Raw genomic sequence first — 23,758 nt, 5'->3', positions numbered from 1 at the left:
AAAAGCCGCATCTGCGGCTTTTTTATTTTGCAATATTTTCTGACTCGGAAAATTGATCGTCAGGTCGCTTGTTGTTTGTTTTTTTGATGAACGAGTATGAAAGAAGAACCACAGCGGTTAATCCAAGAGTTAAGAAAAACTGTGAGCGCATCGAATCAATAAATGCCATTGATAAGAAGATCACGGTAATAACAGCAATTGTTACGTATGTTAAATACGGGAACAACCACATTTTCATCCCTTTAATTGGCTGGTTTGCTCGATTCATTTTCTTACGCAGGCGTAAATGAGAAATAGCGATAGCTAAGTACACAATAAGAGCAATGGCTCCCGATGCATTAACTAAGAATAAAAAGAGTTTATCCGGCGAAACGAAGCTAAAGATAGCACATACATATGCGGCAGCTGTGCTAATCCATACAGCTCTTGCCGGCACGCCTGATTTGCTTACTTTTGCTAAAGCGCGAGGAGCTTGTCCTTTTTGAGCTAATGATAAAATCATTCGTGAGTTCGTATACAAAGCAGAGTTCAAGCAAGACAAAACGGATACTAATACGACTAAATTCATAATTTGTGCAGCTGCTGGAATATTGACCATTTCTAACATTGTTACATATGGACTTTTTAGTAAATCAGCTGAGTTCCAAGGTAAAAGAGTTACTAAAATAGCAACTGAACCAATATAGAAAATTAAAATTCGCCATACGACACTGCGAATAGCAGTGGTGATAGCTTTTGCTGGATTTTCTGATTCACTAGCTGCAATAGCCGCAATTTCAGCTCCAAAATAAGAGAAAATAACGGTAATAACTCCTAAAAAGATAGAGTTCGTACCTTTTGGCATAAAGCCTCCGTGGCCCGTTAAATTAGCTAGACCAGGTGAAGATGTACCTGGGATCAATCCGAAAATAATAGCTAAACCGATTCCCATAAAAGCAACGATTGCCACAATTTTAATCATAGCAAACCAATATTCAAATTCTCCAAATGATTTGACAGAGAACAAGTTTGTTAGAGTTAATGCAAAGGTTAAGATTAAGCTTAAAAGCCAAATTGGTACGGAAGGGAGCCATTCATGAACAATTGCTCCTCCTGCAGTGGCTTCAATCGCAATTACAATTAGCCAGAAAAACCAGTAAAGCCATCCAACAGCATAACCTGCCCACGCGCCAATTCCTTGCTGAGCATATGTTGCGAATGAGCCTTTATCTGGGTTTACCATAGCCATTTCACCGAGCATACGCATCAATAGAACGACTAGCAGTCCGGCTGCTGCATATGAAACTACTGCTGCTGGGCCTGTTGCGTTAATAACGGATCCGCTTCCTACAAACAAGCCGGCTCCGATAATACCTGCAATGGAAATCATGGAAACGTGACGTTGCTTTAACTTTCCGTGTGATTCTGTTTTGTTTCCCATCGTATTCACTCCTTTAAAATTATCGAAAGACTATTAGAAAATAAAGTAAATTCTGAAAATATAAATAGAAATTCCTCCCCTTACCTTTATAATAAGCAAGAAGTGTGCCAATTATCAAATTCCTATAAAAATCGACTTTAAGTTACTAAAATTGACGCATTTTAAGTCAAAAAAGACTCGATTTATTCATCATAGACTTATTCGCCATTTGGGATGTCTGGTATATACGTACATTTTATACAAGTTTTCGACAACTATCTTATATATCTTGTATGATAAAAGAGAAATCGGTATTATATTCCAAGAAGAATGTTTGAGAGGGTGCGTGTGTTTGAAAAAATTTATAGCTGTTCTTTTTCTATTTATTATTCTTTTAGTTGGGGTGTATTTTTTCGTTAGTCCCGTTAGAAATGTTGAAAAGCTTGATCATACTGCTTCATTATCTTCACTGGCACAAGAAAAGTCCGATCATGCCACATCGCTAGAACTGAACGGCGGATCTCCTGTTCTAGGATACCGGTTAAGCGAGAGCGATGTTAATGATTATTTGCGCAGCTACCTTTATGAAAGTGATGAAACAGTTGACGGAGCAGAAGCCGAGTTGCTTCCGGAACATATAAAATTTTATATTAATAAACATGTAGTATCTTTTATGGAATCACAGTTTGTAGTTGACGTAACACCAAATGCCGAAAATGGAAAGCTTGTTTTAAAGGTGAATAGCGTGCATTTAGGAAGAATGCCGATTCCGATGTCTGTTGTATGGGATCGCTTAAATATTGATAAGGCTTCTGATGTCACGGTTGATAAAGAAATGAATGAAATTACTCTGCTCAATAATTTGCCAGATTCCATTTCGTTTGAGCAAGCAGATACAACGGATGAATATATAAATTTATCTGCCTCTGTAACCATTGATTCGTTACGAGATATTATAAATCTAGCACCATATCTTATTCCTAAGGATATTCAAAGAAATTTATCCCAGAAACTGAACTTGTTTGGCCAATAATAAAAAGCTCACTTATTGTAGAAAAATAAGTGAGCTTTTTCTATCTTGCACCATTTGACCTATGAAAAAAATGACTGTTTTACCGATACAAAATAGAGAAGTGTTGAACCTATAAACGAATAGGGTGATTCGAAAAAATATACTCATGTTTTATGGCTAACAGTTGATGAATAGATGAATAAAAAACGGTGGTGATGGTAAGTGGTAAGAGTAAGTGGGTTAGCAAGCGGAATGGATATTGATCAAATTGTCAGTGATTTAATGAAGGCTGAACGTATGCCTATTGATAAAATGAAAAAACAAAAGCAAACGTTAGAGTGGCAGCGAGATGATTATCGCTCTATGAACCTGCTGTTATCGGAATTTAATAATCTCGCTTTTAATATGACCTTGCAGTCTTCTTATTCATCCAAAACGGTATCTTCATCGGATGAAACGAAAGTAAAAGCAGCAGCTACTTCCTCAGCAGGTAACGCGTCTTATACACTTTCAAACGTGACAATGGCGACTGCTGCGCAAAATATCAGTAATGGGAAAATTTCAGAAGGCACTATTGACCCTGCTAAAAGTTTATGGGAGCAAAAAAACTTGCTTGGCAGTGCGTGGAGTGGAAAAGAGGTCAAGCAACCTGATATTACAATAAGTGATGATACAAAGACTGCCAAGTTATCCAAAGGAGCTATTTTTGAGGGAAGCCTGCCTTCTTCTATTCAAGTGAAAAATGGAGAATCTTCTCAAGAATTTAATATAAAAACTACAGGCGATCCTACTTTAATAGGAGAGAATGATGTATTCGTTAATATGAATACGGGCGAAATGACATTCGGTTCCACGTTAACAAACGGTAGCACTGTTCAAGGATTTACGTATAAGCAAAATGTCCTCCAGTTTTCTATTACAACGTATGACAGCAGCGGAAAAGCAACAGGAGATAATGCAGACGGCAGTATGTCATTTGAATTTGATGGCTCAGCGTCATTAAATACTGTTTTGACCCAACTTAGTAATTCAAAAGTAGGTATTTCAGCCTTTTACGATGAAGGAACAGATAAAGTTGTCTTTACTCGCAAAGACACAGGAGATTTGTCAAAAGCCGGTGGTGCAGGCGGTCAAAAGATGGTGTTTTCAGGAGCGTTTTTAACAAATTTCTTAAAATTAGATACTCAAAAAGAAACCGGTGGAACAGACGCAAAATTTACGCTAAACGGTCTAGAAACAACTCGTAAGTCCAATACATTTACAACGGGAGGCGTTACCTATACCCTTCAAAACAATTTCACAGGAGATGTGCGCGTTAACGTAAGCAATGATACGCAGAAAGTATTTGATACCATTAAAGATTTCGTGACCAAATACAATGAACTGATTGAGAAAATTAATGGAAAGATTACGGAAGAAAGAGACCGGAACTATCAGCCTTTGACTGATGAAGAAAGAGAAAAACTAACGGATAAACAAGCTGAGCAGTGGGATGAAAAGGCGAAAAGCGGTTTGTTAAAAGGAGACTCAATTTTATCAAGCGGGCTAAACCAAATGCGTTCTAACTGGTATGCCTCTGTATCAGGAGTGAGTGGAGCATTTTCGCAGCTAACCGACATTGGTATTTCAACTAGCGCAAACTATAGCGATCGAGGCAAGCTAGTCATAGAAGGCGATGGAACTAAATTAAAAGAAGCAATTGAAAAAGATCCGCAGTCTGTGATGGATTTATTTATGAAAAGTGGAAGTACAACAAGTGAAAAAGGGATTGTACGACGTTTACGAGATACGATTACTCAAACCGTATCCAAAGTTGAGCAGCGCGCTGGCCGTTCAACATGGACAAGTGAACAATTTTTGCTTGGGCGGAATTTAAAAAGCGTAAATAGCCAAATCACTAGTTTTGAAAGCAGGCTCACACAAGTAGAGGACCGGTATTATCGTCAGTTTACAGCAATGGAAAAAGCCATTCAAAATGCAAATGCTCAAAGCGCGCAGTTATCGCAATATTTTAGTTAAGAAGGAGTGAACGTTTATGGCAGCAAATAATCCATATCAAGCGTATCAGCAAGGAGCTGTTCAGACTGCTTCTCCAGGAGAGTTAACGCTTATGCTGTATAACGGATGTTTAAAATTTATCAAGCTTGCACGAACAGGCATACAGGAAAAAAATATTGAGCTGAAAAATACGAATCTGTTAAAAGCACAAAATATTATTCAAGAATTAATGATTACCCTTGATACAAACGTGCAAGTTGCTAAGTCTATGATGGCTATGTATGACTATATTAACCAGCGTTTAATTGAAGCAAATACAAAAAATGACACAGCAAGCTTGGATGAAGCCGAACAATATGTAACAGAATTCCGCGATACATGGAAGCAAGTTGTGCAGCTTCACCGCCAGCAAGTCCATGGAAGCGGCGGTCAAGCATAAATATGATTAACGACCTATATCAGCTAACGGATGAGATTTATCGGCTTATTCAAACATTTTCTGACAAAAATCGAGAAGAAGGCATTCAAAAGTTAGAGTATCTTCTATTAAAAAGACGTGACCTCATAGAGAAACTGCCGCCAAAAAGTAGGGATAATGAATCGATGGGTAAAAAAATTGTCGAAATGAATAAGGAAATTGATCAAAAGCTGATCTTAATTCGGCATCAAATTATGGTAGATCTCCGTTTGTTAAAAGCGAAAAAAAAGCATAGTAACAGCTATGTAAACCCTTACGAAACAAAAACGTTTGATGGGATGTTTTACGATAAAAAAAATTAATTCTACGTAAAAAAATACAACCCTTCTTCTTATGAAGAAGGTCTATTTTTTTGGTTTTTTCATAAACTTTTCTCAGGTTCCATAAATTTTCACTAAATTTTCAAAAAATTTTAATAGTTTAGGAAGGGATTGTGTCGGGTATTGTAGAATTGTAGAGGTATAGCAATGGATTAAAGGAGGAGTTCGAACATGATGTATAACATTCGCGGTGAAAACATTGAGGTGACTCCAGCAATTAGGGAATACGTAGAGAAAAAGCTTGGTAAGTTAGAGCGTTATTTCGACGAAACACCAACTGCTGACGTAAATGTAAACTTAAAAGTCTACAATAACGATCAAAAAATAGAAGTCACAATCCCAATGAATGATCTCGTATTGAGAGCTGAAGAGACACACAGTGATTTATACGCAGCTGTCGATCTTGTCCTAGATAAATTAGAGCGTCAAATTCGTAAACACAAAACAAAAGTAAATCGAAAAATGCGTGAAAAAGGCGCTGAGAAGTATCTGTTCGCAGCATTAGAAAGCGAAGCGAACGTAGCTGTTGCAACTGAAGAAGATGAATTAGAGCTAGTTCGTACAAAACGATTTAACTTAAAGCCAATGGATAGTGAAGAGGCTATTTTGCAAATGAATATGTTAGGACATAGTTTCTTTGTATTTACAAACGCTGAGACCAATATTACAAATGTTGTATATCGAAGAAAAGATGGACGATATGGATTGATTGAACCAAACTAAGATTATAGGCTCTCTTAAACAAGAGCGGTAAAGTAAAAGCAGCGTGCCTCCGCACGCTGCTTTTTAGCTGCTTAAAAAAATAGTTCCATCACTATATAGCGTGTAGAAGATTTGGTGAATACACGCGCCGTTTTTTTCATGTTGAACGCCTGATAAAAAGAGACTTTATTTTCTCGTGCGTTACACCAGACCTTTCGTACCCCAAGGTTCTTGGCTTTGAGAAAAACCTCCTCTAGTAGACGACTGCCATATCCTTTTCCTTGTTCTTTTTTGAGAGTAGCAAATTTTCGAAATTGAGCTTCATCACCTGTTATAAATAAGGAAACAACTGATTTTAACTCTCCTTCTTCAAACAGTCCATAGTGAATGCCTGATGGATCATCTTTAAGCTGAATATAACTGAAATCTTTATCAGGCCACATGACGGTATGTCTGACTTCCCAAGCTTGTTCTTTTGTAATCGATTGAACGTTCATTCTACATTCCCCTTTTTTATTGTAAGAGTGAGGTAGGGGAAATCACAATAGAAAATAACTCGTTAAGAGAGTAGTACTCGTAAAGAGACAGACGAAAAAGGGTACAAGTTGCTACTTGTTTAGCTGCAATGTTACAATTTTACTCAGAATGTTTTATAATGAAAGATACAGATATGAATGAAAATAGTATAAAATGTACTGATTATAAATAGAGGAGCGTTTTAATATGCTTGGATTATTTAAAAAAGTGTTTGACGGCAATCAACGCCAAATCGGCCGTTTAGAAAAAATGGCGGACCAAATTGATGCGTTAGGTCCTGAAATAGCGTCTTTAACGGACGATCAGCTTCGTGAAAAAACAGCTGAATTTCAACAACGCTACCAAAATGGCGAATCGCTCGATAACTTATTAGATGAAGCTTTTGCGGTTGTACGTGAAGCAGCGAAACGTGTGTTAGGCATGTATCCGTACAAAGTTCAGCTAATGGGGGGTATTTCTCTGCATGAAGGGAATATCTCGGAAATGAAAACGGGTGAAGGTAAAACGTTGACAGCTACTATGCCTGTATACTTAAACGCTATTACAGGAAAAGGTGTACATGTAGTAACAGTCAATGAATACTTAGCGAGCCGTGATGCTAGTGAAATGGGTCGTTTATACGAATTCTTAGGCTTGAAAGTAGGATTAAACTTAAACCATTTAACGCGTGAAGAAAAGCAAGAAGCATATGCAGCCGATATTACGTATAGTACAAATAATGAACTCGGATTTGACTATTTACGTGATAACATGGTGCTGTACAAAGAACAAATGGTTCAACGTCCGCTTCATTTTGCTGTAATCGATGAAGTTGACTCTATCTTAATTGATGAAGCACGTACGCCGCTTATTATATCCGGCAGCGCACAGAAATCGACTGCTCTTTATATTCAAGCTAATGCATTCGTTCGCACGCTTGATAAAGAAACCGATTTTACTTTTGATATCAAAACAAAAAGCGTTCAGCTAACCGAAGAAGGTATGTCAAAAGCAGAGCGCGCATTTGGCATTGAAAACTTATTTGATATTTCACACGTAGCGCTAAATCATCACATCAACCAAGCGCTTAAAGCACATGTAACGATGCAAAATGATGTGGATTATGTAATTGATGAAGATCAGGTCGTAATCGTTGACCAATTTACTGGTCGTTTAATGAAAGGAAGACGTTTTAGCGACGGCTTGCATCAAGCTATCGAAGCTAAAGAGAACGTTGAGATTCAAAATGAAAGCATGACATTAGCTACAATTACATTCCAAAACTACTTCCGTATGTATGAAAAATTATCAGGTATGACGGGTACAGCTAAAACGGAAGAAGAAGAATTCCGTAATATCTACAACATGCACGTTGTTGTTATTCCGACAAACAAGCCAATTTCACGTGATGATAAAGCGGATTTAATTTATAAGTCAATGGAAGGCAAGTTTAATGCGGTAGTAGAAGATATTGCCGAGCGCCACGCAAAAGGACAGCCTGTCCTTGTTGGTACAGTTGCGATCGAAACATCTGAAGTTTTATCAGCTTTATTAAAGAAAAAAGGAATTCGCCATCACGTGTTAAATGCAAAACAGCATGAGCGTGAAGCGGATATTATTGAAAATGCGGGTCACAAAGGTGCGGTAACAATCGCAACAAATATGGCCGGTCGTGGTACGGATATCAAACTAGGTGAAGGTGTCGTTGAAGCTGGAGGTCTTGCTGTAATTGGTACAGAGCGTCATGAATCACGCCGTATTGATAATCAGCTTCGCGGACGTGCTGGACGTCAAGGGGATCCAGGGGTATCTCAATTCTATCTATCCATGGAAGATGAATTAATGCGCCGATTTGGTTCAGATAATATGATGGCAATGATGGATCGCCTTGGCATGGATGACTCACAGCCAATTCAAAGTAAAATTGTAACAAGAGCTGTTGAATCCGCTCAAAAACGCGTTGAAGGTAATAACTTCGATGCGCGTAAACAATTGCTTCAATATGATGACGTGCTTCGTCAACAGCGTGAAGTTATTTACAAACAGCGCTTTGAAGTGCTTGATTCAGACAACCTGCGTGCGATTGTAGAACGTATGATTGAATCAACGCTACAGCGTGTGGTTGAAGTAAACACACCGCGTGAAGAATTAGAAGAAGAATGGAATTTACAAGCGATTATTGATTACGTAAATGCTAATGTTCTTGAGGAAGGTGAAGTCACAGAAGAAGATCTTCGCCGTAAAGAGCCTGAAGAAATGGTAGAACTGCTGGTAGATCATGCAAAAGCTCGTTATAATGAAAAAGAAGAGCAGCTCCCTGAAGAACAAATGCGTGAATTTGAAAAAGTTGTTGTTCTTAGAGCGGTTGATTCTAAATGGATGGATCATATTGATACGATGGATCAGCTTCGCCAAGGTATCCACCTTCGTGCGTACGGCCAAACAGATCCTCTTCGCGAATACCAAATGGAAGGTTTTGCGATGTTTGAAAACATGATTGCAACCATTGAAGAAGAAGTGACGAAGTATATCATGAAAGCAGAAATTAACAACAACCTTGAGCGTCAAGAGGTAGCGCAAGGTCAGGCGGCTGTTCATCCAAAAGAAGGAGACGCGCCGGCTAAGAAGAAGCCAAAAGTAAATGCGATAGAAGTTGGCCGAAATGATCCTTGTATCTGCGGAAGTGGCAAAAAGTATAAAAACTGCTGCGGTAAAGAATCATAAAGTAAGAGTCAATTAGTATAGAATGAATTAGTACAGGAAGGAAATGAGTCTTCTCATTTCCTTCCTGTGCGTCAAAAATAAAATAGAGGTGTTCAACTCATGGATTTAGTAGAAATTAAGCAAGAACTTGACAAAACAGCTAAGCGATTAGCGGACTTTAGGGGGTCTCTTTGACCTCGATACAAAACAAGCTCGTATCGATGAATTAGATGAGACTATGGCTGATCCAAATTTTTGGAATGACCAGCAGGCAGCTCAGACTGTTATTAATGAAGCCAATGGTTTGAAAGATGCAGTAAATCAATTTAACCACTTGGATGAAACATATGAAAATTTACAAGTGTCTTATGAACTTGTAAAAGAAGAATACGATGAAGATTTAGCAGAAGAACTAGTTAGTGAATTAAAAGAGCTTATATCAGGCATGAATGACTTTGAATTACAGCTGCTTTTAAGCGAGCCGTATGATAAAAATAATGCCATTTTAGAACTGCACCCAGGTGCTGGTGGAACAGAATCACAGGATTGGGGTTCAATGTTACTACGTATGTATACGCGCTGGGCGGAGAAAAAAGGTTTCAAAGTAGAAACGCTTGATTACTTACCTGGAGATGAAGCTGGTATTAAAAGTGTAACGCTTTTAATTAAAGGTCATAATGCGTATGGGTATTTAAAAGCTGAAAAAGGCGTTCATCGTCTCGTTCGTATTTCTCCGTTTGATTCATCAGGCCGTCGTCATACATCATTCGTATCGTGCGACATAATGCCGGAATTTAATGATGAAATTTCAATTGATATTCGTACGGAAGATTTGAAGGTTGATACGTATCGTGCAAGCGGTGCCGGAGGTCAGCATATCAATACAACAGATTCAGCTGTTCGTATTACTCACCTCCCAACTAATGTAGTCGTATCTTGTCAGACGGAACGTTCACAAATTAAAAACCGTGAGCAAGCAATGAAAATGTTAAAATCTAAGCTGTATCAATTAGAAATTGAAAAGCAGCAAGAACAGCTAGCTGAAATTCGCGGAGAACAAAAAGATATTGGGTGGGGAAGTCAAATTCGTTCGTACGTATTCCATCCGTATTCATTAGTAAAAGATCACCGCACAAATACGGAAGTCGGAAACACGCAAAGCGTAATGGATGGAGATCTAGATCCGTTTATCGATGCGTATTTACGTTCTCATATTTAATCAAAAGGCAGCATACTTAGGTATGCTGCCTTTTTTTAGTTGTTGGGACTTTGTGAAATTTGGATGAAGAAAAACGAGCGTAAAGAACTATTGTTAAAAAGAAAATTAAGAAAATGCAGAAATTTAAAGGTTGCTGTCGTCAGTTCGCTTATTTTGTCAATGAAACAAAATGGTTAAAAATACCTGTTTTGCGGTAAGTGCTTCTTTACAATCCTTTATATTCCTTTTACAAACAGTATTTATAATTTGAGTTAAATCATGAGGAAGGGGCATGTGCAGTGGAAAATAAATCGTTAAACGAATTAATAGAGCAAGTGAAACAGAATAGCTTTTCTTCGAGTAAAGGGTTTGATAGACGGCGTTTTTTGCAAGGAGCTGGAAAAGTAGCGGGAGTATCACTTGGCTTAACAATTGCTCAGTCTATTGGTTTAAATGCAGTAGAAGTTTCAGCTGCAGCGCCTAAATTTTCAAGTTATCCGTTCACTCTAGGCGTCGCATCAGGAGATCCTTTAGCAGATAGCATTGTTCTTTGGACAAGATTAGCACCAGACCCGTTGAATGGCGGGGGAATGCCTAATCAACCTATTCCAGTAAAATGGGAGCTTAGTGAAGATGAAGACTTTCATCGAATTGTCAAACGAGGAACAGAAGTGGCTAGACCTGAACTTGCTCATTCGGTTCACGTTGATGTAAAAGGATTGAAGCCGAGTCATATTTATTATTATCGATTTAAAAGCGGCCATGAGTTAAGCCCGGTTGGAAAAACAAAAACACTTCCTTCAGCAAATGCAGAAGTAGCCAGTATGACGTTTGCATTTGCTTCGTGTCAGCAATATGAACATGGGTACTTTACAGCCTATGAGCATATGGTTAAAGAACAATTAGATTTTGTCGTTCATTTGGGTGATTACATCTATGAATATGGACCAAACGAGTACGTGGCTGCAAGCGGAAACGTTCGTACTCACAGCAACGCAGAAATTCAAACGCTGCAAGACTATCGAAACAGGCATGCTCAGTACAGGTCAGATGCCAATTTGAAGTCTGCTCACGCTGTTTTTCCGTGGATTGTGACGTGGGATGATCATGAAGTAGAAAACAATTATGCAAATGTAATTCCTGAAAAAGGCCAATCAGTAGAAGCATTTATCCAACGCCGCGCGGCAGCTTATCAAGCTTATTACGAACACATGCCTTTGCGTCAAACATCTTTGCCCCACGGAGCGGATATGAGATTATATCGTGACTTTTCATATGGAAAACTAGCTTCTTTTCAAGTGTTGGATACGCGTCAATACAGAGACGATCAAGCAAACGGAGACGGAACAAAGCCGCAAACGCCAGAATCTCTTGATCCCAAACGTACGCTATTGGGGAATGAACAAGAAAAATGGCTGTTTACTAATCTTGAAAAGTCAGCGTGTCATTGGAACGTACTGGCTCAACAAATTTTCTTTGCGCCAAGAAAATTTGGAACGGCTGCTAAGCCTACATACAGCATGGATGCATGGGATGGGTATACGGCGAATCGTCAGCGCGTCATTGATTTTATTGAAAAGAAAAAGTTGGACAACGTCATTGTACTAACTGGAGATGTACACGCTAACTGGGCTTCTAACTTATACGCGGATTTTGCTAACCTTAATTCAAGAATTATTGGTGCAGAGTTCATCGGCACCTCCATCACTTCCGGAGGGGACGGAGCAGATAAACGAGCTGATACGGATAAAATTTTAAGTCAAAATCCACACCTCACATTTTTTAATGATTACAGAGGATATGTAAGGTGTACGGTGACTCCTGATGTATGGCAAGCCGATTATCGCGTTGTGCCTTTTGTAACAGAACCTGGTGCAGAAATTTCAACTCGAGCTTCCTTTCAATATAAAAAAGATGGCAAAGGTATGAAGGAAGTTGAAGTAAATAACGTACCGCGTGGACTAAAGATTTCTAAGGAAGTAGAGGAAGATCGTATGCGGGCACACGGGAAAGCACATGAAAAACAAGAGTTGAAAAAGAAAGAAAAAGTCCAGCAGTAAACTGAGTAAGGAAAAGGAGGTCAAGTATGTTTTCTAATATTGGAATCCCTGGTTTGGTTATTATTTTAGTCATTGCCTTAATAATTTTTGGACCGTCTAAGCTGCCGGAAGTTGGACGAGCGTTTGGACGAACATTAACTGAATTTAAAGGAGCAGCAAAAGGGCTCGTATCAGATGATGAAAGTGTTAAAGAAAAGCAGACTGCAACCGTTTCTGAACAAAAAGAGAATGAATCCACATTGTAAGTAAGGAAATAGACGAGGAAACTCGTCTATTTCTACTTGTCAGAAAGGAGAGAAATACAATGGGAGAAATGAGCTTGATGGAGCACCTTGAAGAATTGCGTGTTCGTATTATTAAAACACTTTGTGCATTTGTAGTTTTACTTATTGTCAGTTTTGTATTTGTACAAGATATTTATCAGTGGCTAGTGAAAGATTTGGACGGCAAGCTTGCGGTACTTGGACCAAGTGAAATCGTATGGATTTATATGGTGATTGCATTTGTTTTTGCGCTTGCTTTTACACTTCCAGTAGCTGCTTATCAAGTATTTCAGTTTGTTTCACCTGGGTTAAAAAAGGAAGAATATAAGGTTCTGATTACCTTCATTCCATTCTTTTTTCTTTTGTTTGTAAGCGGGCTGGGATTCGGTTATTTTGTTTTATTTCCAATGGTTTTAGCATTTTTAACGGGCCTGTCGAATGATCAGTTTTCACTGATGTTTACGGCTGAGCATTATTTTCGTTTTATGCTTAATCTTTGTTTACCGTTTGGTTTTTTATTTGAAATGCCTTTAGTTGTTCTATTCTTAACGCGCTTAGGGGTTCTAAATCCATTAAGGTTAGCTAGAGCAAGGAAGCTATCATATTTTGTTTTAATTGTGATATCCGTACTTATTACTCCTCCTGATTTTATTTCAGATATTTTAGTTATTGTCCCACTTCTGCTTTTATATGAGCTCAGTGTGACAATTTCGCGCGTAGTATACAAAAAACGTTTAGGAAACGAATCAATTGCTTAATCGTATACATAAGTGTGATGAGAGAATTCATGAAATTGAAACAAAGTCCTTGTAAACAGAGTGTTTTAAACATTCTGGAGTAGGTTATAATAGAGTGAAAACTCTACAGCAAGGGGGAGAAGGCTTGAAAAAAGTATTACTGACGTTAACAATCGGTCTAGCGCTTGTTTTGTCCGCGTGCGGCGGAGGAAGCTCTAAAAATGAATCTGCTGGTGAATCTTCAGCGAGTGCAGAAGATATTGTGAAGAAAAACTGTACAGGCTGTCACGGTGTAGATTTAGGAGGAGCAAATGGGCCGAGCTTGCAGCATGTAGGCAGCAAGCACTCAGAAGCTGAAATTGAAAACATTATCAATAATGGTCAAGGCGGTATGCCAAAGGGACTGATTAATGAAGAAGATGCAAAAAAAGTTGCCGCTTGGCTGGCAAAGAAAAAATAAGACGGATATCCGTCTTATTTTTGTGTTAAAACTGCTTTAATTTTTGGTTTAAGACAACGGCCTGCTGTTGAGCTTTGACATCTTTCGCTATGTCTCCAGGTGCATTTGCTTCTCCAATGATGTATCCGCTAAAAGAAGAGCCAATAAAATCGACAATGTATTGAAATTGCATAATAAGAGGAAGAGCCTTTACAGATGCGCCTGTGCCTCCTACTACTAATACATACACGCGCTTATTTTTCATTTGTTCTTTAAAGTTGATTGTCGAATCTCTAAGACTTTCAGACCAACGATCCACAAAGTTCTTCATTAATCCGCTCATACCGTACCAGTAAAGAGGCGTAACAAATAAAATAGTGTCATGCGCTGCCATCTTTTTCGCTATATCATAATAATCATCTTGTTGATTGGTAAACCCAAGTTCATCGTGACGCATATCAGTAATGGGGTGAATGGTATGCTGACGTAAGTAAACTTCTTCAGTATCAATGCCACTTAAGACTGCTTTAGCCAATTCTTCCGTATTTCCATTTTCTCGTGAACTTCCATAAATGGTGATCATGCTATCTCTCCTCATCTTTTTTCTTATTTATCATACCTTGTTTGTACAAAAGTAGACATAAATGTGCTCTGCCTAACGATATTCATAAGAAGCAAATAAACAGTAAAAAATAACAAAATTAAAAATAAGGATAAATTCTCATGCCTTACTAAAAATATCCTACTTATGTCATATTTGAAATAAAAATGTAATATTTTTGGGGCTTATTTTCACGAAGAGTGATGTTATAATGAGAAAGCGCGTGAGAAGAGTCGAATTTTTGGTTTGAATTGTAGAGTTTTGTCGTATTTTGACAAGTTTTACATAGTATTAAAATAACACACTTGATTAGGTGATTACTTATGATTGAAATGCAAAATGTATATAAAACGTATCCGAACGGTGTAAAAGCAATCAATGGCATTAGCATCAAGATTAATCAAGGTGAGTTTGCTTATATCGTAGGACCAAGTGGAGCAGGAAAATCCACTTTTATTAAAATGATGTATCGTGAAGAAAAGCCTTCTTCAGGAAATATCATTGTAAACGGTGCAAATGTAGCAAAAATAAAAGATAGCAAAGTTCCTATCTTTAGACGTCATATTGGTGTAGTCTTTCAGGATTTCAAGCTGCTTCCAAAATTAACGGTCTATGAAAACATTGCTTTTGCACTAGAAGTAATTGAGCAAAGTCCCGAAGAAATTAAAAAGCGAGTGCTAGAGGTGCTAGAGCTTGTTAAGTTAAAGGGTAAAATGGATTCTTTCCCTGATGAACTATCTGGAGGAGAGCAGCAGCGTGTGTCTATTGCGCGTTCAATTGTGAATAGTCCTAAGGTTGTCATCGCCGACGAACCGACAGGGAATCTTGATCCGGAGACTTCGTGGGAAATCATGGATATCTTTGAGGAGATTAATAAACGCGGTACGACTATTTTAATGGCAACGCATAACCGTGAAATTGTAAATGCAATTCGAAAGCGCGTAATTGCGATTGAAAATGGAAATGTTGTGCGCGATGAAGTAAGAGGTGAATACGGATATGAAGGCTAGGACATTCGGTCGCCACTTACGTGAAGGATCTAAAAGTTTAGGAAGAAACGGTTGGATGACATTCGCATCTGCAAGTGCTGTTACCGTGACGCTCTTGCTTGTAGGCGTATTTTTTATGTTGATGATGAATTTAAACCACATTGCTAAATTGATTGAAAATGATGTGGAAATTCGCGTTCACGTTGATGCTGCAGCGACAGCAGATGATCGAAAAGCAATGAAAGAAAAGCTAGATGCAATTAAGCAAGTTGATACGGTGACGTTTTCTTCTAAAGATAAAGAGTTAAAAGATTTAATTAATAGTATGGGTGATGAAGGACAAGCTTTTGAACCGTTTGAACAGCAAAACCCATTAAATGATGTATTTGTTGTTAAAACAAAAGAGCCGACTGATGTCGCAAAAGTAGCTAAACAAATTGAGAAATATCCGTATGCAGCAAAAGTTCAATACGGACAAGATCAAGTTGAAAAGTTATTTAAAGTGCTGAAAGTAGCTCGTAATATCGGAGTAGTGCTGATTTTAGGGCTTCTATTTACAGCAATGTTCCTAATTTCAAATACAATTAAAATTACGATTGTAGCTCGCCGTGAAGAGATTGAAATTATGCGCTTAGTTGGAGCCACAAACTCCTTTATTCGCTGGCCGTTCTTTATTGAAGGTCTGTTTTTAGGAGTGCTTGGTTCTATTGTGCCAATTGCAGTTATTATCGGTGTGTACAGCCTTTTATATAATGAAGTTCAACCTAAGTTTGATGGATTCTTTGAACTTTTACCTGCCTTTCCATTCGTGCTTCAAGTGTCGCTATTATTACTAGTGATCGGCGGTCTAATTGGGATGTGGGGAAGTACATTATCCATCCGTAAGTTCTTGCGAAAATAAGAATAGATTTTTAACATAATAGATTACAACAACCTCACATTTGATGCTTATCAAATGTGAGGTTGTTGTGTAATTACACATAAAAATAGAAAAAAGTGCTAATGGGGGTCTTGCTAATGCCCGTTTATACGGGGAAATATGTGCAGATGGGGAGAAACAAATGACACGTAAGACATTAGTAATGACAGCAGCAGTTTTAGTTGGACTAAGTGCGGCTTGGATAGGTAATGAAAAAATTGCTTATGCACAAAGTGCCAGCACTACTAAACTCAGTGATTTAGAGAAAAAAAGTGATGATGTGAACCAAAATATTAATCAAAATAAAGAGAAATTAAAAGAGGTTCAAGAAAAGCAAAAAAACGAAGAAGCTGAGATCGCGCGCTTGGATTCAGAAGTCGGACAAACGAATGCAGATATCCGCAGCCGTGAATCTGAAGTAGAAAAAGCAAAGCAAGACATCGAAAAGCTGAAAAGCGAGATTGACGTTGTAAAAAAACGAATTGACAAACGAAATGAGCTATTAAAAAAACGTGCTCGTGCTTTACAGGAAAATGGCGGGTCTGTGGATTACATAGATGTACTGCTAGGCTCTGAAAGCTTCGGAGGCTTTATTAGCAGAGTGAGTGCGGTTTCGACAATTGTAGGGGCTGACCGCGATTTGTTAATGCAGCATGAAGCTGATAAAAAGGCAAAAGAAGAGAAAGAAACAAAAGTTCAAAACAAGCTAACGGAAGTAAATCAAGCGCTTGAAGAACTTAAAAATCTTCGTGCGCAGCTGCAAAAACAAGTGGATGAAAAGAATCAGCTCATGCAAACGCTCAAAGATCAGGAAAAAGAATTTAATGAAGAAGCCGTTGGATTAGAAGAGCAAGCTTCTATTTTAGCTGATCAAAAAAATGCAGCACAAGCTCAACAGCAAGAAATTGAAAAAGCCGGGGCAACAGAGGAGGCACCCCCTGTTACAAGCGGGTCGTTTATGAGGCCGGCAAAGGGCCCGGTAACATCTCATTTTGGGTATCGAGAAACGTTTGGAAGAGGACACTACGGTATTGATATTGGAAAGCGAGGAGAAAGTGTGCCAGTTGTAGCCGCAGCAAGCGGAAAGGTAATTAGAGCATATCATTCTTCTTCTTTTGGTAATGCTGTATTTATTCGTCACAATGTAGAAGGTCAGACGTGGGTTACAGTTTATGCTCATTTAGAGAGCTACAGCGTCTCAAGCGGTCAATCTATCAATAAAGGTCAACAATTAGGTTATATAGGGAACACAGGACGTTCGTTTGGTGCTCACCTGCATTTTGAATTGCATAAAGGCGATTGGAAAGGCAAAAGTTCCGCTGTAAACCCTGAAAGTTATATTAAATTTTAAGTTCCTAGCATACGTGGTACAAGCTCAACATATAGTTTAACAAAAAGGCATCGCACTTGATTTGTGTGGTGCCTTTTGCTACAAATAACACATGCATCCTTTTTATTACATAGTTTTGGTTGTATCTATTATAATAAGAAGAGATGGCTTAAGGTTGAGGAGGATGAAAGAACTTGAATCGGAAAATCGTTGCACTATTAATGGCACTCTCCTTAGTTGTTGGAGCAGCAGGTACATATTTTGGCATTCAGTATGCAAATGCTGGAACGGTCAGTACCCCCCTTACAACTTCTTCAAATGATAGTAAAGTGGAAAAGGAAGAGCTAGACAAAATCAAGCAAGCTTATGAACTGATATCTTCAAAATATTACAAAGATGTAGATGACAAAAAATTATTAGATGGCGCAATCCAAGGAATGGTACAAACCTTAGGAGACCCTCACTCATCTTACATGGATAAGAAAACGGCACAGCAATTCACGCAGTCTCTTGATTCATCGTTTGAGGGAATTGGTGCTGAAGTAAGCATGGTAGATGGAAAAGTAACAATCGTAGCTCCGTTTAAACAATCTCCTGCGGAAAAAGCAGGATTAAAACCAAATGATCAGATTTTAAAGATCGATGGTAAAAGTATCGCGGGTCTGGAATTGAACGAAGCAGTATTAAAAATTCGCGGTAAAAAAGGCTCTACCGTGACATTAGATGTTCAACGACCAGGCGTGAAAGAAACGATGAAAGTAAAAGTTGTAAGAGATGAGATTCCAATTGAAACCGTCTATTCTTCTGTTAAAAATGTAAACAATAAAAAAATTGGCTACATGGAAATTACGTCATTCTCTGAGTCAACGGGAGACGAATTTACGAAACAGTTGAAAAAACTTGAAAATAAAAATATTGATGGCTTAGTTCTAGACGTTCGGGGAAATCCTGGTGGCTATTTAACGAGTGTTGAAAAAATGCTCGATAAATTAGTAACGAATAAAAAGCCATATATCCAAATTGAAGATCGTAACGGTGAACGTCAAAAAGTGGTTTCTTCAATGAAAAAGCAAAAGGATTATCCAATTGTGGCCTTGATTGATGGAGGAAGTGCATCCGCTTCTGAAATTCTTGCCGGGGCATTAAAAGAAGCAGGAGGATACAAGCTAGTCGGTGAAAAATCCTATGGAAAAGGAACGGTTCAACAAGCTGTTCCAATGGAAGACGGCAGTAATTTAAAACTAACGTTCTATAAATGGCTAACGCCTGATGGAAACTGGATTAACGAAAAAGGTATAAAACCAACGGTAGAAGTCAAACAGCCGGATTATTATTATGCAAATCCAATTCAAGTTGATAAAAAGCCATTAACACGTGATATGACAGGTGACCAAGTGAAGAATGCTCAAGTGATGCTAAAAGGCCTTGGCTTTGAACCTGGACGTACAGACGGATATTTTAGTAAAGAGACAGAAACAGCTGTAACTGCATTCCAAAAAGCCAATAAGCAAAAAGCTACAGGTGAAATCGATGAAGATACAGCAGCGCTTTTACAAACAAAACTTCTAGAAAAAATTAAATCAAAAGATGAAGATCGTCAGCTTCAAACGGCTTTAAAGCTAGCTAGTCAATAAGAAGTAGAAAAAGTTCCGTGCTTTTCCAAAGCACGGAACTTTTTTAGTAAAAACAACATTGTCGGTTAGTGATGCATTTTGATAAAATAAAGAAGCCTATGATACATAACAATCAATCGTAAATGTTGTAATAAAAATGTGAAAAATACAGGTGGTGAAAAAATGGATTTTGCATTAGAGCTCTTAAAAGGTATCGGGCGTTTGTTTTTGCATCCGTTAACGTATCTATTTCTGCTCGTCTCGTTTTTTGTAGGTCTTTCTCGCGTCAAGAGAGAGCGTCAGAATTTTCATGTTCGCGTGTTTGATTTTATTTTAGAAGCAAAATATTTATTTTTTCCAGGTATCATTATTGGGTTGATTTTATCCGTTGTTACCGTGTTGCTAGGTGTCTATGTATCTATAGGAATGATTGTGCTTGTAGCTGTTTTAACTTTTATCATAAGCGGCCCTTGGACGTTTAAATGGCTTTCTCCTTCTTACACCGTAGGACTGGCTGTGCTTGCAACCTTGGTTATTCCGGCATCTGGTTTCGGTGAAGGATTTATTCAAACGTGGTCTGTGCAAGCTCATAACGCAGATTTACCTTCTCTGACTATTTTAATGTCTCTGCTTGTATTAGCAGAAGGATATTTAATTTGGAAATTTGGAGCAAAAGGTACGTCTCCAGCCATTGTGAAAAGTAAAAGAGGGCAGGAAATTGGGGCTCATTACTCTCAAAAATTATGGGTTGTCCCGCTTTTTGTCTTAATTCCAGGCAGCGCCATTACGTCTGTGTTTCCATGGTGGCCTGTGTTATCTATTGACGGAACATCATTTAGCCTGTTTTTTGTTCCTTTTGCTATCGGTTTTTATCAGCGAATTCAAAGTATGGTGCCGTTTAAATCTATTGAATTTACCGGTAAGCGTGTATTAGCATTAGGCGTGGGATTAACGATTATTACGATTGCTGCTATTTTTTATCCTCTTGCCGCTGTAGCTGTTGTTATTCTAGCGATCATAGGAAGAGAGTGGATTCGTTTGCAGCAGCGTCGAAGCGATGAAAAGGCGCCCGCACTGTTTACTAAGCGTACACAAGGTTTGGTTGTATTAGGAATCATCCCTCATTCTCCGGCAGAGAAAATGGGTTTGAAAGTAGGAGAAGTGATTATTAAGGTAAATGGAATCGCTGTATCTGAGGTCCATAAATTTTATGAAGCATTACAAGTTAATAACCGTGCTTTTTGTAAGCTAGAAGTTATTGACGAAAATGGAGAAGTTCGCTTTACTCAGCGAGCATTGTATGACAACGAACATCATGAACTAGGTATTTTGTTTGTACACAATTATACAAAACGTGATTCACAAGCTGGTTAAAAGACGGATAAAAAGGAGAAATGTTTGTGGAAGTCAAAACGATTGCCGCAGTTTTTCTACCCGCCATATTGCTTGTTCTGTTTGCTAGAGTAACATATAACTTATATGTTGCCACAGCGCTGACGCTTTTGTTGATAGCTGTTTCTGTATATAAAGGGTACGCAGATTATCCGCTTATTATTTTAATAGATTTACTTTCAGCAGCCATCGGTTTTATATATGCAAAAAGCATGTTAGCTGCTGGAAAATAAAGATTGTTGCTTTGATGATAAGTTAATCGCTTATTATTAAACTGTACACAAAAGCTCTCTACACAACGTGGAGAGCTTTTTTATGTAAAAAAATGAGTTAGAACTTATAACAATATTGTTTCGGTTCATTTAATGAACGAGTATAATCAAATTAATTAGACAAATATGTTTATGTATAAAATATTTTAAACACTTGTGTATAAATCTATTTAAATAAGTGTACAGAAATGTGAGAAGGGTATAGAAAAATAAAATTATTAATCTGAAAATTTAGTTTATTTTTGATTTTTAAAAATAAAAGGAGGTTTAGGATTGATGGAAGTATTAATGAGAACGATGTTTCAGTCGCTTGGCAAAAATCATTCAATGAACAAATTAGCTAAAAAGTATGGATTGAGGATGGGGGCAGCTCGTTTTGTTGCTGGAGACTCAACCGAATCAGCAATTCAAACATCCAAGGAGCTTAACAATAGTGGGAAAGTTGTTACACTCGATCATTTAGGAGAATTTGTTTTTACAGAAGAGGAGGCCAGGTTGTCTACTGCCATGTGCATTCAGGCACTAGAAGCCATTGCAGAATCGGGCGTTCAATCAAATTTATCATTAAAGATGACTTCTTTAGGATTGGATATTAGCAAAGAGCTTTGTATGGAAAATATGCGCAGAATTCTACACACGGCCAGGATGAATAATATTTTTGTTCGAATTGATATGGAAGACTACTTGCACTGCCAAATCTCCCTTGATATGTATAAAGAATTACGCAAAGAATTCGATAATGTTGGAATTGTGATTCAAGCGTATCTTTATCGTACAGAACAAGATATGAATGACTTACATCAATATCAAGCCAATTTACGTCTAGTAAAAGGAGCTTATAAAGAATCACCAGAAGTATCATTTCCGGAAAAGAAAGACGTAGATGAAAACTATAAAAAAATCATTAAAATGCATTTATTAAATGGGCACTATACAGCTGTAGCAAGTCATGATGAAGAAATGATTCAGTACACAAAACGATTAGTAAGAGAAAATGGTATTTCAAATGACCAATTTGAGTTCCAAATGCTTTATGGAATTTGTGTAGAGCTGCAGGACCGTCTAGTAAAAGAAGGATATAAAGTCAGGGTTTATGTTCCTTACGGCATTGATTGGTTTGGGTATTTCATGAGACGCCTAGCCGAACGTCCCGCCAACGTATGGTTTGTGCTGAAAAACTTCGCGAAATAAATTTCTAATTAAAGGGGACTGGTTGAAATGACAGTAAGTACAAAAAACTCAGTTTTTAAAAATGAACCGTTTACTGATTTTTCATTAGAAGAGAATAAACAAGCGATGCAAGCGGCGTTAGTGAAAGTGAAAAAAGAACTGGGACAAACGTATCCTCTCACGATTGGAAAAGATAAAATCTCAACAGAAGAAGTGATTGTCTCTACGAACCCGGGAAAGGTAGATGAAGTGATTGGTAGAGTAAGCCGTAGCACTAAAGCTTATGCTGAGCAGGCAATGCAAGAAGCGTTAGCAGCATTTCAATTATGGAAGAACGTCCCGCCTGCTGAACGTGCTGATTATTTATTCAAAGCAGCAGAGCTGATGAGAGAAAGAAAGTATGAATTTTCTGCCATGCTCGTTTATGAAGTGGGGAAAAACTGGGCAGAAGCTGATGCGGATACCGCGGAAGCTATTGACTTTATGGAATTTTATGCGCGAGAAATGATTCGTTTAAGTGAAACGAATGAGCATCAACCTTTAACGCCGGTAGAAGGTGAAACAACAGAGATGACGTATATTCCTTTAGGCGTAGGAGTAGTCATTTCACCTTTTAATTTTCCGCTTGCCATCATGGCTGGAACGACTGTAGCGGGAATTGTATCTGGAAATGCGGTTATTTTAAAGCCAGCTGATTCTGCACCGATTATTGCTGCGAAATTTGTTCAATTAATGGAAGAAGTCGGTCTTCCGTCTGGTGTTCTGAATTTTATCCCTGGAGATGGCATAGAAGTTGGAGAATATTTAGTCGAACATCCTCAAACTCGTTTTATTTCTTTTACGGGATCAAGAGAAGTAGGATGTCGCATTTATGAACGTGCCTCAAAAGTACAGTCTGGACAAATTTGGCTGAAACGCGTCATTGCTGAAATGGGAGGAAAAGATGGCGTTGTGGTAGATGAAACGGCAGATTTAGATGCGGCAGCGCAAGCGATCGTAGCATCTGCGTTTGGATTTCAAGGACAAAAGTGTTCTGCTGGCTCTCGAGCGATTGTTGTAGAATCTGTTTATGAAGAGATTGCCCAAAAGGTAACCGCATTAACAAAAGAATTAACCGTCGGACTGCCTGAAGACAATCCTTCTATGGGGCCTGTTATTGATCAAAAAGCGTATGAAAAAGTATTAGCCTACATTGAAATTGGCAAAGAGGAAGGAAAGCTTATTGCCGGGGGAGCTAAAGCTCCTGGAAATGGCTACTATATAGAGCCTACAGTATTCAAAGATGTGGATTCAAAAGCACGAATTATGCAAGAAGAGATTTTTGGACCAGTCCTTGCGTTGACAAAAGCAGCTAACTGGGAAGAAGCCATTGAGATTTACAATGAAACTGACTACGATTTGACGGGAGCTTTTTTCTCTGAAAACGAAGAGAGAATTCAAAGGGCGTTAGCTACTATGCACTGCGGTAACTTATATATTAACAAAAAATGTACAGGAGCATTAGTTGGCGTTCATCCTTTTGGAGGTTTTAATATGTCCGGAACGGACTCGAAAGCCGGAGGGTATGATTATCTTCTATTATTTACACAAGGGAAGATGACAGCGAGAAAACAGAAATAAGTTCAGTCTAAAGGAAATCAAAAAATT

At 38.2% G+C, this 23,758-nt stretch carries 22 protein-coding genes; 19 read left to right on the top strand and 3 right to left on the bottom strand.

What is annotated here, in order from left to right:
- Positions 1–22: 22 nt before the first annotated feature.
- Positions 23–1,420, bottom strand: a complete 1,398-nt coding sequence (locus tag ACFX4N_RS22570) for an amino acid permease (RefSeq protein WP_013059755.1) — start codon at positions 1,418–1,420, stop codon at positions 23–25.
- 331 nt (positions 1,421–1,751) lie between these two features.
- Between ACFX4N_RS22570 and ACFX4N_RS22565 the strand changes: the two genes are divergently transcribed.
- The 5 genes from ACFX4N_RS22565 (at position 1,752) to hpf (ending at position 5,930) form a co-directional block, all read left to right on the top strand.
- Positions 1,752–2,432, top strand: coding sequence for a hypothetical protein (locus ACFX4N_RS22565; protein ID WP_029319345.1), 681 nt, complete (start codon positions 1,752–1,754; stop codon positions 2,430–2,432).
- 201 nt (positions 2,433–2,633) lie between these two features.
- On the top strand, positions 2,634–4,430 hold the full coding sequence (gene fliD / locus ACFX4N_RS22560; RefSeq protein ID WP_029319343.1) for a flagellar filament capping protein FliD: 1,797 nt from the start codon (positions 2,634–2,636) through the stop codon (positions 4,428–4,430).
- Between the two features lie 16 nt (positions 4,431–4,446).
- Positions 4,447–4,848, top strand: a complete 402-nt coding sequence (gene fliS / locus ACFX4N_RS22555; protein WP_013059752.1) for a flagellar export chaperone FliS — start codon at positions 4,447–4,449, stop codon at positions 4,846–4,848.
- Positions 4,849–4,850: 2 nt separating this feature from the next.
- Positions 4,851–5,189 carry a flagellar protein FliT gene (gene fliT / locus ACFX4N_RS22550; RefSeq protein ID WP_057244822.1) on the top strand — a complete coding sequence of 113 codons (339 nt, stop codon included), beginning with the start codon at positions 4,851–4,853 and terminating at the stop codon, positions 5,187–5,189.
- A 189-nt stretch (positions 5,190–5,378) separates the two neighbouring features.
- Positions 5,379–5,930, top strand: coding sequence for a ribosome hibernation-promoting factor, HPF/YfiA family (gene hpf / locus ACFX4N_RS22545; protein ID WP_013059750.1), 552 nt, complete (start codon positions 5,379–5,381; stop codon positions 5,928–5,930).
- Between the two features lie 71 nt (positions 5,931–6,001).
- Here the strand turns inward: hpf and ACFX4N_RS22540 are convergent, their stop codons facing one another.
- Positions 6,002–6,406, bottom strand: coding sequence for a GNAT family N-acetyltransferase (locus ACFX4N_RS22540; RefSeq protein ID WP_013059749.1), 405 nt, complete (start codon positions 6,404–6,406; stop codon positions 6,002–6,004).
- Between the two features lie 226 nt (positions 6,407–6,632).
- On the opposite strand from ACFX4N_RS22540, the gene secA reads away from it, so the two are divergent.
- From secA to cccB, 6 genes are all read left to right on the top strand, one after another.
- Positions 6,633–9,149 (top strand): preprotein translocase subunit SecA, encoded by a 2,517-nt coding sequence (gene secA / locus ACFX4N_RS22535; protein WP_013059748.1) that lies wholly within the window; start codon positions 6,633–6,635, stop codon positions 9,147–9,149.
- A 99-nt stretch (positions 9,150–9,248) separates the two neighbouring features.
- Positions 9,249–10,347, top strand: a protein-coding gene (gene prfB, locus ACFX4N_RS22530; protein ID WP_115655064.1) for a peptide chain release factor 2 whose coding sequence is annotated in 2 segments (ribosomal slippage) — positions 9,249–9,311 and positions 9,313–10,347 — 1,098 coding nt in all. Because the reading frame shifts where the segments join, the coding sequence is not laid out codon by codon here.
- A gap of 305 nt (positions 10,348–10,652) precedes the next feature.
- Entirely contained in the window at positions 10,653–12,386 is a 1,734-nt protein-coding gene (locus ACFX4N_RS22525) for an alkaline phosphatase D family protein (protein WP_377262585.1), read from the top strand.
- A gap of 26 nt (positions 12,387–12,412) precedes the next feature.
- A complete protein-coding gene (locus ACFX4N_RS22520) occupies positions 12,413–12,631 on the top strand; it encodes a twin-arginine translocase TatA/TatE family subunit (protein WP_013059745.1) in 219 nt (72 codons plus the stop codon).
- 59 nt (positions 12,632–12,690) lie between these two features.
- The gene (gene tatC, locus ACFX4N_RS22515) at positions 12,691–13,407 is read left to right on the top strand and encodes a twin-arginine translocase subunit TatC (protein WP_057275295.1); all 717 of its coding nucleotides are present in this window, start codon (positions 12,691–12,693) and stop codon (positions 13,405–13,407) included.
- A gap of 124 nt (positions 13,408–13,531) precedes the next feature.
- The gene (gene cccB, locus ACFX4N_RS22510) at positions 13,532–13,846 is read left to right on the top strand and encodes a cytochrome c551 (RefSeq protein ID WP_013059743.1); all 315 of its coding nucleotides are present in this window, start codon (positions 13,532–13,534) and stop codon (positions 13,844–13,846) included.
- Positions 13,847–13,871: 25 nt separating this feature from the next.
- Here cccB and ACFX4N_RS22505 read toward each other — a convergent pair whose 3' ends face one another.
- Entirely contained in the window at positions 13,872–14,408 is a 537-nt protein-coding gene (locus ACFX4N_RS22505; RefSeq protein ID WP_013059742.1) for a flavodoxin family protein, read from the bottom strand.
- 341 nt (positions 14,409–14,749) lie between these two features.
- On the opposite strand from ACFX4N_RS22505, the gene ftsE reads away from it, so the two are divergent.
- From ftsE to pruA, 8 genes are all read left to right on the top strand, one after another.
- Positions 14,750–15,436 carry a cell division ATP-binding protein FtsE gene (ftsE, locus tag ACFX4N_RS22500; RefSeq protein WP_013059741.1) on the top strand — a complete coding sequence of 229 codons (687 nt, stop codon included), beginning with the start codon at positions 14,750–14,752 and terminating at the stop codon, positions 15,434–15,436.
- Entirely contained in the window at positions 15,426–16,316 is an 891-nt protein-coding gene (gene ftsX / locus ACFX4N_RS22495) for a permease-like cell division protein FtsX (protein ID WP_057275297.1), read from the top strand. Before ftsE ends, ftsX begins: the two co-directional genes overlap by 11 nt.
- Positions 16,317–16,476: 160 nt before the next feature.
- Positions 16,477–17,685: a murein hydrolase activator EnvC family protein gene (locus tag ACFX4N_RS22490; protein ID WP_057275298.1), complete on the top strand. Its 1,209-nt coding sequence runs from the start codon at positions 16,477–16,479 to the stop codon at positions 17,683–17,685.
- Between the two features lie 173 nt (positions 17,686–17,858).
- Positions 17,859–19,298, top strand: coding sequence for a S41 family peptidase (locus tag ACFX4N_RS22485; RefSeq protein WP_013059738.1), 1,440 nt, complete (start codon positions 17,859–17,861; stop codon positions 19,296–19,298).
- Between the two features lie 162 nt (positions 19,299–19,460).
- On the top strand, positions 19,461–20,651 hold the full coding sequence (locus ACFX4N_RS22480; protein WP_013059737.1) for a PDZ domain-containing protein: 1,191 nt from the start codon (positions 19,461–19,463) through the stop codon (positions 20,649–20,651).
- A gap of 26 nt (positions 20,652–20,677) precedes the next feature.
- Positions 20,678–20,902 carry a DUF2198 family protein gene (locus ACFX4N_RS22475; protein WP_013059736.1) on the top strand — a complete coding sequence of 75 codons (225 nt, stop codon included), beginning with the start codon at positions 20,678–20,680 and terminating at the stop codon, positions 20,900–20,902.
- Between the two features lie 315 nt (positions 20,903–21,217).
- Positions 21,218–22,132, top strand: coding sequence for a proline dehydrogenase family protein (locus tag ACFX4N_RS22470; protein WP_025601664.1), 915 nt, complete (start codon positions 21,218–21,220; stop codon positions 22,130–22,132).
- A gap of 27 nt (positions 22,133–22,159) precedes the next feature.
- A complete protein-coding gene (pruA, locus tag ACFX4N_RS22465; RefSeq protein ID WP_377262490.1) occupies positions 22,160–23,731 on the top strand; it encodes an L-glutamate gamma-semialdehyde dehydrogenase in 1,572 nt (523 codons plus the stop codon).
- The last annotated feature ends 27 nt before the right edge of the window (positions 23,732–23,758 follow it).

Source organism: Priestia sp. YIM B13551, assembly GCF_042787905.1.
In the GTDB taxonomy this organism is placed as follows: Bacteria; Bacillota; Bacilli; order Bacillales; family Bacillaceae_H; genus Priestia.
Note: the sequence above shows the minus strand (reverse complement) of the source record. Positions and strands in the feature narration are given on the sequence as shown.